This window comes from Pseudomonas sp. NEEL19 (assembly GCF_028751975.1).
GTDB classification, from domain to species: Bacteria; Pseudomonadota; Gammaproteobacteria; order Pseudomonadales; family Pseudomonadaceae; genus Aquipseudomonas; species Aquipseudomonas juntendi.
The window spans coordinates 2,293,952-2,306,493 of the sequence record NZ_CP081491.1 but is presented as its reverse complement, the minus strand read 5'-3'; the positions used below and the strand labels follow the sequence as shown (position 1 = coordinate 2,306,493).

General features: G+C 58.5%; 9 protein-coding genes. All 9 read right to left on the bottom strand.

Annotated elements, in window-relative coordinates:
* Positions 1–22: 22 nt before the first annotated feature.
* A complete protein-coding gene (locus K4A76_RS10365; RefSeq protein ID WP_274412098.1) occupies positions 23–826 on the bottom strand; it encodes a DUF4123 domain-containing protein in 804 nt (267 codons plus the stop codon).
* A complete protein-coding gene (locus K4A76_RS10360) occupies positions 823–3,207 on the bottom strand; it encodes a type VI secretion system Vgr family protein (protein ID WP_274412097.1) in 2,385 nt (794 codons plus the stop codon). The genes K4A76_RS10365 and K4A76_RS10360 overlap by 4 nt, the downstream gene beginning before the upstream one ends.
* 2 nt (positions 3,208–3,209) lie before the next feature.
* Positions 3,210–5,864, bottom strand: coding sequence for a type VI secretion system ATPase TssH (gene tssH, locus K4A76_RS10355; RefSeq protein ID WP_274412280.1), 2,655 nt, complete (start codon positions 5,862–5,864; stop codon positions 3,210–3,212).
* A 147-nt stretch (positions 5,865–6,011) separates the two neighbouring features.
* The gene (locus tag K4A76_RS10350; RefSeq protein ID WP_110679618.1) at positions 6,012–6,503 is read right to left on the bottom strand and encodes an Hcp family type VI secretion system effector; all 492 of its coding nucleotides are present in this window, start codon (positions 6,501–6,503) and stop codon (positions 6,012–6,014) included.
* Between the two features lie 15 nt (positions 6,504–6,518).
* A complete protein-coding gene (locus K4A76_RS10345; RefSeq protein WP_274412096.1) occupies positions 6,519–8,249 on the bottom strand; it encodes an OmpA family protein in 1,731 nt (576 codons plus the stop codon).
* 5 nt (positions 8,250–8,254) lie between these two features.
* Positions 8,255–8,935 carry a type VI secretion system protein TssL, short form gene (tssL, locus tag K4A76_RS10340; protein ID WP_182389008.1) on the bottom strand — a complete coding sequence of 227 codons (681 nt, stop codon included), beginning with the start codon at positions 8,933–8,935 and terminating at the stop codon, positions 8,255–8,257.
* On the bottom strand, positions 8,932–10,287 hold the full coding sequence (gene tssK / locus K4A76_RS10335; protein ID WP_274412095.1) for a type VI secretion system baseplate subunit TssK: 1,356 nt from the start codon (positions 10,285–10,287) through the stop codon (positions 8,932–8,934). The genes tssL and tssK overlap by 4 nt, the downstream gene beginning before the upstream one ends.
* A 24-nt stretch (positions 10,288–10,311) precedes the next feature.
* Complete coding sequence (gene tssC, locus K4A76_RS10330; protein WP_182389009.1) at positions 10,312–11,850, bottom strand: type VI secretion system contractile sheath large subunit; 1,539 nt, start codon at positions 11,848–11,850, stop codon at positions 10,312–10,314.
* A 34-nt stretch (positions 11,851–11,884) separates the two neighbouring features.
* Complete coding sequence (gene tssB / locus K4A76_RS10325) at positions 11,885–12,388, bottom strand: type VI secretion system contractile sheath small subunit (protein WP_182389010.1); 504 nt, start codon at positions 12,386–12,388, stop codon at positions 11,885–11,887.
* Positions 12,389–12,542: the final 154 nt, after the last annotated feature.

Genomic DNA, 12,542 nt, shown 5'->3' with positions numbered 1-12,542 from the left:
CCCCTCAGCGAACGCCTTGCCTTTAATGTTTCTCCACAGTTGCAGGTTCGCTTACCCAGGTCTGGTGTAGGTGCTCTAGGGTAAGTGCCTCGCGCTGACTGGTTGTCAGCAGACCCGCCGAGCTGGCGGCCAACATCCCGCTATAGCAACCGCGGAAACGCTGTTCCGCTCCCCATTCGCCGGGAAGTTCCGCAGCAAGGCTAGCCATTGCTGCGGTAGCATCGCTGGCACAACAGAGCACATCGATCTGACTGTCACTGAGTTCAAGTGGCGTGAACGAGTCGTCGAACACTGGGCTTTGGGCTGCTCCAAGCAGGTGCTGGGGCAAGCCATCGCGGTCAACCCAACTCCAGAACAAAGCGGGCTGTAACCATGCTTGCTGCTGTTTGGGCGTCAGTACGTGACTGAACAGCAGGGGAAACAGCCGCGGATCGTAGTAACGCAGTAACCCCAAGCACCCTCCGTTGAGTGCCTCAATGCAGCGACCAAGGTGCTCTGCGAGTATTGGAAAGGGCCAATCAGACGCCAAGATCAATAACACTGGCAGGCCTTGGGTGGCGTTCAGCAAACCGAGAAACCATTGCTTCTGCAGTGGCTGTCTCAAATCAACCCGCACCAGGAGGGGGGCCAGATCCTCGGCACCTTCCTCAGGCAGCCCAGTGAACAGGGAGTAGCAATCCAGCGGCGGGTCCACGCTAAGCACACTGGGGCGCATTGGTGACTCGCAACCAGCTTGGTCGATGATCACGTGCAGATAGGGGGTCTGTACCTGCTCGCACGCGCACAGCAGCAGATTGAGCCACGTGGTGCACGCTTGTGTGCTCATACTTGGGCCTCCCTGAGTACGAAGCCCTGGGCAGCGGCTTGCGCCCTCTTCAAGCATTCCTTGCACACTGTTCCCGGCAACTCAGGCAGCGCGAAGGTTTCACCAGCAGGAGGATTGAATCTGTGCTTGCCCTTGAGACTGATCAGCCCCGGGCTATGAATCTGAATTTCGCCTTGGTCAGTAATACGGATGTAACCACCGCCACAGCCAAGCGTAATGCCCTTCTTGGCCGTTAATTGGATATGGCCCTCCACAGACTGGATGGTGATGTCTTGCTGAGCAATCAGATTGAGCAAGTCGCCATGCGACTCGATTTCCAGCGGGCCTTTACCAGAGACCAAACGCATGCCCTGCAGCTGCGCCAAGAGAGACATGCCTTGGCCAGAGTGGGCAAAGAGCCGTGTATCTGCTGCCAAGTTGAGCTCTTCATCAGTTTGAACATAGAGGGCTTTACCACTTTTCAGGAGCAGACTTGCTGGCGTCACGGTACCAACACCATCAGGTGCGCTAATAAGAATTGCGGAGCCTTTGAGGTTATCTGCCTGAGCCTTGAACCCGCTCAAACTCTCAACATCAGGCTGGTGGCTACGATGGTTCTGTGCGATTTTGTGCCACTGGGTCAATTGTCGCTTCGCACTTTCTAACTGAGCGCCGGCGCGGTCCATGTTGAGGGCTTCGCCACCAGCACCTGCTTGCACATCAGCGCTGATGAACACTCCCTTGCCACCACGGACCGCTCCCCAACCGTCGGTGCGCAACTCAAAACCCTCACCACGTTTTTGATGGTTAGCATCCACGAAATGCCCCAAATTGAGCTGGCTCTTCCCACTGTGTTCAGTACTGAGCTTGATGTGCTCCTGGCCACGCGTATCGTCCATGCGCAACTTGTTGTTCGCAGGTGTACGCAGCACGTTGCGCTTGTAGTTGCGCAGCGTGACATGGTCAGGGTGCTGGCTATCGTGCAGGGCATGCGCGATATAGGGCCGGTCCGGGTCGCCTTGCTCAAACGCCACTGCCACTTCCGTACCGCAGATCAACGGCAGGTGCAGGCCGTGGGTATCGCCGGCGTAAGGTCGAGCCAATCGGAGCCAGACACTCTCCTCTCCGGCTTTCCAACTGTCACGGTCGAACAGGAAGTTCACCCGGTACCGGCCCTCCAGGTCGATATGGCCATAGGGGTCGTTCTGCTGGGTGCTGGTAACCCGCGCCGGTACTGTGCCCGCAATCTGCGGCTTGCTCGGCAGTGGTGGCCGAAAGCAGATCGACTCCGAGTAAGGTATCGCTTCGAAGGTGACTTCCAGACTACGGTCCCGAGCGGCCTCGACGGTCAAATGCGTCATGACGACCCCAGGCTCGAAGACCTGTGGTGCTCCATCAGTGATGGTGACCACTTGCCCTGGGGCGAGTGTCACGCTGCTGCTTACGCCGTTGCAGCGGGTTTGCCCATTGAGGAAGCGTTCATGATTCAGGCGCGCGTAGAAGTAGCCACTTTCGCTTTCCAGGTCCTCATCCTGGGCGATTGCGTCACCCAGCGCGGTGTAGGGTTCGCCGTAGTGGTAGCCCTCGCCATAGGTCGTCGTCGCCCCCCGACTGTGATCCACGTCCCCTTCCAGAAAGGCCGCAGCGTCGCGGTGATAATAGGCGCGCACGTTGATGTGCTGCTCCACCACCTCATGGCTGACCTGCAGCGCCCAGGCGCCATCCTGGCCGTTGCTGGTCAGGCCAGACAGTGGACGCAGCGGCAGGCTGACGTCGAACTGATAGTGCTGTTGGTGATCGTGAAACTCGACAACGTCGATAAACAGCTTGTCATTGTGGGTGAAGCGGTACCAGATGCCGACCTCTGCCAACAGGCGACTGATGAAGGCAAGGTCACTTTCACCGTATTGCATGACCTGTTCGCGTTTGGGGTATTCGCGTACCAGGTCGAACAGAAAGTGCTGCCCCTCGAACCGGTGGCGGCTGCGGAGGATGTTCTCGACGATTTCCGGCACTGACTGATGCTGATAGATCCGGTATTGCTTGCCACGGCTAAGCAGCGCCAGGCGAGCCTGCAGGGTTACCTCATATCGGGCTTCATCCCTTGAGCTGGAGAGGTGCTTGAACCCCGTGATCACACCATGCAACGTGCGTGACGCTGCCCCGGGGATCGCATTGACCGGCGTCTGCCCTGACGACGCCATCTGAAAACTGGCGTCCTTCCCGAGCACTTTGCCGGCATCAATGTCCTGCGTGGAAGAGGTAAACGCCACCGTGTACTTGAACGGTTGGCTCAGCCACTCCTCCCCGTTGAACGACAGTACATCGAGCTCGACCGCATCCAGTTCATCGACTGCAAGGGTGTAGTGGTTATGGGCGGAACCTCGTAATGACTTCGCCATGATCAACCCCTCTCGCCAGCCAGCAGCGCTGCTTCGCGTTCATCGGTAAAGCTCAAGTTGATGCCGCTGTGCTCGCAGTACCCAAGCGTCACTGTTTGAGTTGGCTGGCCAAGGGCCTGGCGCTGCAAGAGCTGTTGGCTGAGTACCGGCAGAATCTGCTGGTTCAGCAAGCTGTCGATATTGCGGGCACCGGTATCAGGCAACAGGCAGGCGGCAACCAAGGCTTGGTAAAGCGTGTCCTCCACTTGACACTGCAGGCCGTAATGACGCTGCAAACGCCTGGCAACCTGGTCCAGCTTGATCGCGACAATGCGTTTGAGTGCCTCGGCCCCCAATGGGCGGAAGATCAATGTCTGGAAGCGTGCCAGCAGTGCCGGCTGGAAGTGCTCGCGTAGCACCGGGCGCAACAGCTCATGCAGGGCTGCATCTTCTGTGGCTGGGTGCTGCTCGATGCAACTGTGCAGCAGGTCGCTGCCGAGGTTGGAAGTCATCAGGATGACCGTGTTGCGGAAATCGATCTCCCGGCCTTCGCCATCGCGCATGAAGCCGCGATCGAACACCTGGTAGAACAGGTTGAGGACATCTCGGTGGGCTTTCTCGACCTCGTCCAGCAAGACCACGCTGTAGGGGCGCTGGCGAACAGCTTCGGTGAGTACGCCGCCCTGGCCGTAACCCACATAACCAGGCGGTGACCCTTTCAGTTGGCTGACGGTGTGCGCCTCCTGGTATTCAGACATGTTCAGGGTGATGAGCGACTTTTCTCCGCCGAACAGACTGCTAGCCAAGGCATGCGCAGTTTCCGTCTTGCCGATCCCACTGGTGCCGACCAGCAGGAACACGCCCATCGGCGCATTGTCGTTCGTCAACCCGGTTCGGGCGGCGCGCAGCCGCTGAGCCAGTGCAAGCAGAGCCGGGTCTTGGCCGACCACGCGTTCGGCGAGTTGCTCTTCCAAATTCAACAAGCTGGCGTGTTCGTCCTTGAGCAAGCTGCCAAGGGGAACGCCTGTCCAGTCGGCAATTACCTCGGCCACGCTGCGGCCATACACGTCGAGCGACAGAAGCGGCCGGCTCCCCTGTACGTAGCTCAGCGCTTGTTGCAACTGCGCGCAGGCCGCCGTGTCGACCTGTTCGGCCTGGCGGGCATCGAGCAACTGGCGCGTGAGTTCGAGCTCCTGTTGGTACTGCAACGCCAGAGCGGCCTGCTGGCTCTCCAGTTCGACCAACTGGGCATCGATCTTCGCCAGCCGGGGCTCAACCCCCTTGCCCGTAAGCTGTGCATCCTGTTCCAACGCAGTTCGCTCCGCAGCCAGGGCTGTTTGCTGCGATTTCAACTGAACCAGCGCCTGCGGCTCACAATCGAGGCTCATGCGAACGCGTGCGCAGGCGGTATCTATCAGGTCCACTGCTTTGTCAGGCAGGCGGCGCCCCGTCAGAAAGCGTCGGGACAAGCTGACCGCCGCCTGTACGGCGGCGTCCTGCACATGTACGCCGTGATGGGTGGCATAACGCGCTTTGAGCCCCCGCAACATCAAGCAGGCGTTGGCATCGTCCGGCTCGTCCACCTTGATCATCTGGAAGCGCCGCTCCAGCGCGGCATCCCGTTCGAAATACTGTTTGTATTCGCTCCAGGTGGTGGCCGCGATGGTGCGCAACTCGCCCCGGGCCAAGGCCGGCTTCAACAGGTTAGCGGCGTCGGCGCCCCCCGCCTGGTTGCCGGCCCCGATCAAGGTGTGCGCCTCATCAATGAAGAGCAGGATTGGTGTTTCCGATTGCTGCACGGCCTCGATCACGCGCTTGAGCCGCTGCTCGAACTCGCCCTTGACGCCAGCCCCTGCCTGCAACAGCCCAAGGTCCAGCGTGCGGATCCTCACCGGCTTCATGCTGTCGGGGACATCCCCGCTGACGATGCGCAAGGCAAGCCCTTCGACCAGGGCGGTTTTCCCGACACCGGGCTCACCGACCAGAATAGGATTGTTCTTGCGCCGACGGCTCAGCACATCGATCACCTGCCGGATCTCATTGTCTCGGCCGAAAACGGGATCGATCTGCCCTGCCGCGGCCTTGGCGGTTATGTCGTGGCTGTACTGATCGAGGATCGCGGGCTGCGCCACATCGCCATCCGAGTGGGTTGTGGGCTTAATCGCCCGCCCCACCGCCGGGTTGAACATTACAGTCTGCACCGGCTGACTCTCTTCCGAGTCCCGCTCAAGCAAGGCTCCAACCTGTTGCAGTTGCGTTGCACCTAGACTCAATAGAGGCCAAGCCACCGAGCACTTGAGCAGGTCCGGTGTTTCAACCAGGGCGGCCAGTAAATGCACCGAGCGCAATTGGTCACAGTCGCGATCCATCGACGCCAGAAGCCAGGCACTACTGATCAGTTGCTGTACTTGGGTGCTAAGTTGGGGCTTGCTGAGCACGCTGCGCGGCAAGGTATCGAAGTACTGAAGCAATCCTTGCCACATGGCTTCCATATCCCAGCCATGCCGGCGGGCAATGACGACCAGATCACCTTCTCCTTGCTCGAACAACTTCAACAACCAGTGCTCGATACTGATATGACTGTGCCCACGTGCCTGACACAGTGACGCTGCCGCCGTAAGTGCCTGGGTGCAGTAGGCGTTGAGACGGCGAAGCAAACGGGTAGGATCATGTGCCATAGCGGGCATCCTTGTCGTCGATGGTCAACGTAATGTCATGAGGAGACGTATCTGTAACCGAGGTGTACTTGGCTGAGCGCCCGCGCGCGGACGCTCAACCCAATACACTGGAGCCGTTAGCCTTTATAGGTGAACGGCCAGAATTCATCAGGCGGTGGTACGCTCATTCCACGAGTCCGAATGGATGATATTTCCATCCTTGAATGTCCAAGTTATCTTTTCGTAACGCAATTCAACCGCTTCCAGGTGATTGTGTTTTTCCTTCTTTGGATCTTTGATGTCGTGCATCTTCGGTGCAACTTTGACGACTTTCACGTTTTCCAGTTTGGTGTTGAAGTACTCAACCTCCTGGCCTGCGTCATTGATCTTGTACCACTTGAACTCCGCCGCCTTCAGCGTTTGGCCGGTTGTTACAGCCTTGTAGAGATACGGGGAAGACGCATCAATTTCTTTCGTGAAAAGAAATGGGGTATGGATACGCGTGCCGGTCAATTTGCCAGTGTTATTATCAGTTGGAATGTACAGATTATGATCTTGCGCGACGACTTCAATACTGCCGTTTCTATCTTGAACATCCACCGAGCCTTTGATATCGGCGCCGCCATCGTCTTGCAGCCACAGGTAAACAGGAATAGCCATTTTGAAAATCCTCTTTCAGGAGTTGGAGGTCGCGGAATGCGACAGGGGTTGCAGGCCTGAGCCCGCAGTCGAGGACTGACAAGCCCCCGCCTCCGGTACCAGGCGAATCTCAACTCGGCGATTGGCCGAACGTCCTTGTTCAGTGTCATTGCTTTCAATGGGCTGGCTGGCCCCCAGGCCTTGCACCGCTAAGCAGTTGCTGGGGATATCGCCCATGTGTTGGATCCAGTCGTGAACCGCAGACGCACGGGCACGGGACAAACGCAGGTTGTTTTCATCGTTGCCGGTAGCATCCGTGTGCCCTGTGATCACGATCAGCCAGCCTGGCTGAGCCTTGATGCCCGCCAACGCTGTAACCAGAACCTTGGTTGACTGCGGTTTCAGCTGCGCACTGCCACTGCTGAAAAGCGAAAGGCTGTTCAGCCGCACCATCTGGGGCCTGTCGGACGAAGCCCGAGGCATCGTCGGGGTACGGTGGCCGTTGATGGCAGCCAGCAATGACGGGCGTAACTTTTCACCCTGGTACAAACCAAGGCCCAGCGACCAGGGCGTACCTTGGCGGTAGTAGTGGTCCAAGCGCTGGGCATCCTGATGAAGTACAGCCAGCGCGGTCTCGCGTTGGAGCATCTTGTTCGGCTCGACACTCATCGAAGCAGTGCCATAGCGCCGCAAGTCATCGGTAACCTGGCGTACAAGCAGTGTGTTCTGCCATGCAGCGCTGACCAGCGCGATGGAGGCTGCCAGCACAAACAGCCAGGCCCCTAGCAACAGAGCTCTGGGTGGCCTCCTGTTACGAGCACTGCGCGGCAGCAAGTGGAGCAGAGCGTCAGGGAACGGGAACGACCCATAGGCGTCATCAGCTCCACCCTGTTCAAAGCAGAGGCCGGTTCGCTCTTGCAGCCAGCGGTGCCATAGGTTGTTTTCAGGGTGCCTGCCAGAAGTCGGAACCCATGCAACGGCAACGACGGTGGCGGCTGCGATCGCCTTGGCAGAAGCCCGCAGCTGCATTTCAGGCATACAGACATTGCTCAACCAGCCAGCAGCAGCGTTCAAATGCACCGCATCTCGCAGCCGGGCAGCGCAGGAATGTGGTTCCGTGGCGGATACCTGCCATTGAGCCAGGCTGATGCACACACCTGCCTCATGCACTTGCACGCCCGACCTGGCGGCGGCCCAGCTGAACCAGGCCTTGGTTTGAGAAGCACGCTGGAAATAGCCCACCACCAGCAGCGACAGCGCGCTACCACGCTCGCGCAACCTCACAACCTGGCGGTGCACGCTGCGCAGCTCATTCGCCAGCACCGCGGCATCTGTATGGACGGCAGGGTCCACGACCCACATGACACTCAGCTGGTCGTACCACTCGGGCCTGTGCAGCAGCAGGCTGGCAACCGTCGTGGGTAGCGTCTGCACTTCAGGCACTCGCACGTAGCACCCCTCCCCCGTTACCCGCAGCGCACATTGCGCTTCGGGCACCGGACCAAACAGCTCAGCCAGGCAATCACCAACGACCAGAACAACCGGATGGCGGTAAGACCCTGCAGGTAAGTTGGCGCCCTTGGCCCACTGCAGTTCATACGCCTCGCGGGCAACACACTTGCATCGCCGCCACGCCGCCCATACTGCGCCCGTAACGACCACGGCAGACGTGACCCGCCATTCGATAGCCAGCGGGAGCATGGCAACAAGCAACAAGGACAGCGCACCGGCCCACAACCACAGCCCTTGCTTCGCTTTGAGCAACATCCCGCTCACCCCTGCACCGGCAGCAGCGAGGCCACAGCCTGACCCAGCGTATGGTCCAGCCCCCACCACAGGCCTATGAGCAGGCCAGATGCGGCCAGCACATGAACCAGAGGGGACTGCAGCCAACCCCAGACCAGCACGTGCGAAGTGCCCCCTGCGTGGGTGACCAGGGACTGGCTTGTATCAAGAGGGGGAACCTGCGCATTGATTGCAGCCAGCAACTGCTGCCGTTCCGGGTGATTGACATCACGGTAACGCCCCAGAAAACCCAGCATCAGCACCCGCTGAAAAACCGTGAAGACATAAGGGTGGGCAGAGGCTTCACGCAGCACCGTGCGCATGTCCTCATAAAGCGATTCACCCGCCTGGTGGCTACTGAAAAACCTGGCCTGCAAGGTTTCCATTGCCCAATCCTCATGGGCCTGGGCTTCGGCACAAGCGAGTACCGTCTCATCCAGCAAGGCACATTGCGCGTGACTGATAAGCTCGATGCTGCGACGGTCCAGGCCCTCTTCCTGAAGCGAGGTACGAACATGCTCGACATCGGCTACGCAACGCGACCAGAGTTCCGGGCTACTGTGCGCCCCTGTACCGTGCCGCAATTCGACCACCAGCAAGTAGGTGTCCTGCAGCAAAGCGTCGATATCCAGCTTCGCCGCACCGTAGTTATGCTGGGCGAACGTCATGAGCGCAGCACCGCAAACAGTTCAAGTTTGGCGTCCTGAAAAACGCTCGGTACGTAGAGCGCGCAAACCCCATCGGCCAACATGGCACGGCCTTTTTCATGACTGAGGTCCAGCGCGAAATACTGGTTCTCCAAACGCAGCGGTATCGCCGCAGGTACATGGCTCAGGGGTTTCAGGGGAACGCCATCGAGTGCGGCATTGACCAGATGATCCACATCATCCGGGCAGCCGATCTTGCACAGTCGGGGGAACTGGCTTTGCACTTGCACAGCTGGCAGTCGGCAGCGCACCGACAGGTAGAAGTCAGCGCCTTCCGGCTCCAGCAACCGAGGATCGCCCAGGGTCACCTGCCAACGGTTGGCACTACGCGCCTCCAGCACCAGTGCTATCACACGCGAGGGCAGGCTTGCCTCCAGCAGGGTGGAGAGCGTACGCATCAGCGGTGGAAACACAGCCTCCAGGTCTGCATGCTGATAAGCCGGGATATCCTCGACGCTCTGGTCCAGCGAAAACGTCAGCAGCGCCCCTGCACACTTCACCAACTGCTGGTACACCTGCTCCGGGTGCCGGCCAGGGTGTGCCTTGAGGTCAGCCAGCACCGGCTGGTAGGTATTCAGTGCGTTTAGCAACCAGAACAACGTCACATCTGCGACCGCGAAATCCGCCATGCGCTGGTTGCTCTCCCGGCGCATGCCCATCAACCGCTCACGCTTGGCGGACAACTGAGTCAGCAAATTGTCCAGCTGAAGCAACAGTCCCGCATGAGCATCAAACTTCAGCAGCGGCGGAACATAGGCCTGATCAATCTCCCAACCACCGCGCCCATCCCGTAGCAAGCGCGCTACCGGGCAGGTGAGGTAGTCAGCATTGTCATCACCCTGCAGGCGCAAGCTCAGCGCATGTTCGAGCACGCTGATGGGCTGCACTTCATCGGTGTAGAGATCCTGAACATCCCGCCACACCTGGCGGTATCTGACGGGGCGCTCAACGCTGCCGCCTTCGAACACACAGTTGCTGCCGTTGGCTTGTTCAAGCGGCAAGGCGAGCACCACCGTTGCAGCCTGATTGTCGTCAGGCAAGGCCCTGGCCAGCTCCAGGGCACCGGGCAGCCGATCCAGTCGATCCGTGTCAACCAACGTTCCGTCCGGCATGCACACCTGTAGCCGCGTAGCCAGAAGTTTACCTAGTTGCAGTGCGTCTGCATCGAACGCAACTGCGCGAATGCCCCACGGATGGACCCATGCCAGCGAAGCAACTGCCTGATTGGTCCACGATTCAAAGCGGGCCTGCTGCTGAAACTGCTGCGCAGACAACACCACACCGGACGCCCACAGGGGCCGATCGATCTTCACGGTTAATAACTCCCCGGTTCGCTGTCAGGATTTGGCTTTGGGCATTTGCGAAACCAATGACAGGTTGATGTCCATGCCTTCAACCTGGAAATGCGGCACGGCAAACAGCTTGACCCTGAAGAACCCTGGGTTGTCATCAATGTCTTCGACGATTACTTTCCCCTCCCTTAGCGGATGAGAAGCTTGCAAATCATCGCCGGGATCGGTCATTTCAGTGACCAGCCCACTTAGCCACCTGTTCAGTTCCAGCTCCAACAGGCGCCTGTCCTTGGTCGTACCGATGCTTTCCCGCTGGATCACCTTCAAATAGTGCGCGATACGAGAAAGCAGGAATACATAAGGCAGCCGAGCATTGATGCGGCTGTTGGCCGTGGCCTCGGGCGTGTCATAAATCGCGGGCTTGTGCGCTGAGTTCGCCGAAAAAAAGCACGCATAGTCGCGATTCTTGTAATACGACAAGGGAATCAGGCCAAGATTGGCAAACTCGAACTCCCGTGTTTCTGGAATCATGACTTCCGAAGGAATTTTGACCTGGCTGCCCGTACCCATGTCATACAGGTGGATCGGCAGGTTGGTCACAGCACCCCCTGATTGCGGCCCTCGAATTTGTACGCACCACCCATTGGCAATGAAGCTTTTGACCATATTGGCTGCAAACGCGAACGTCGAACTGACCCAAAGATACTTGCTGTGATCCGGCCCCTTCACGCGCTCTTCATAGTTGAACAGCCGAACCGGGTTCGTATCCGGCCCATAAGGCAGGCGGCCCAAGGTGCAAGGCAACGTGCTGCCTACATAACGGGCATCATCGCTTTCGGCAAAGGCGTGCCACTTGATGTACTCGGCGCGGTCCATATAGTTGCCGATATCCTTGATCGCGGCCACTTCCTCCATGGTTTCCTTACCAAAGAACGCGGGACCCATTGAGCACAGGAATGGCATATGGGCAGATGCCGCAACTTTAGAGATATTGCGCAACAGTGCAATGTCTTGCGCGCCACGGCCAAACGCGTAGTTCGAGACTGCTGCCGCGATAGGCTCCCCACCCGGCGTATCGTATTCCTGAGTATAGGTATGCAGGTACATACCGCTTTGCGCAATCTCGGGCGCATCTTCAAAGTCTTGAGCCAGGTGCTCTTTGCTGACATCCAGCAACTCGATGCGCACGTTCTGACGGAAATCCGTCTGGTCGATCAACGACTTCGCCCCTCGCCAGATCGACTCGACCCGCTGGAAGTCCGGGTGATGCATCACCTCGTCCAGCTGGCTGCTGATCTGGGCATCGATGGAGGCAATATGCTCATCCAGCAGTGCCCTGTCCAGGCGCTCCAGCTTGGGGGAGACGTGCTTGAGCCGTTCAAGAAAGACACTGACCGACGCAGTGACACGCTCATTGGGCGTTGCATCGGACAGCACTTCCACACTCTGGTAGGCGTCGATACCGCCCATGTGATCAAGGGGTTCGAGATTTATTTTTTCAAACAGGGCGTGATAAACATTCTGGCTGTCTTTCACTCGCACAGCGGCACCGCGCGATTGCGCAGGGGATTGCTCTTCGGACATGGGTTCGCTTCCGGTCGGTCGAAATGATGGTTGCCTAGCGTTCGCCTTGAGGGGCAAGCGCAGCCAACTCCTTACGCAACGCGTCACTCAATGCTTCATCTTTGAGTATGCGCTCCAGCTCAACACGGAACGTGGCGTTATCCAGGAGATTGGCTTTCAACTCACGCAGCAGGTTTCGCATTGCCAGCAGCGCACGTAACTGCGGTATCTGCCGCGCGACCTGTTCGGGCTCGAAATCCTTCATGCGCTGGAAGCTCAACTCGACAGGCGTTTCAGCCCCATCGTTGGCGAGCGTGTCCTTGACAAACAATTGCAGGCTTGGCGAAAACTCAGAAAGCACATTGTCAAAGTTATTCTTGTTGATATTGACTTTTACCCGCTCAGACAGCGGACGTTGCTCTTTGCCGTTGCTGTAGTCGCCCATGAGCATGAGTTTTAACGGCAGCTCTACTTTGCGCTGAGCGCCGCCAGTATGTAAGTCAAGCTTGATATTGACGCGTGCCTTGGGCACCTCATTCTGAAAACTGTTTGAAGCCATGGTTCCTCCTGAACGCAGGTGACCTCGAGAACTGAATTCATCGACTGAAAGCCAGAACAGTTTAAGCAGGATACTGCAGGCCCTTCGACGAACATGAACGCGAGGTAGAATCCGACTGGATCACCCGACTAACCATGACTCTTTTTTCAATGGC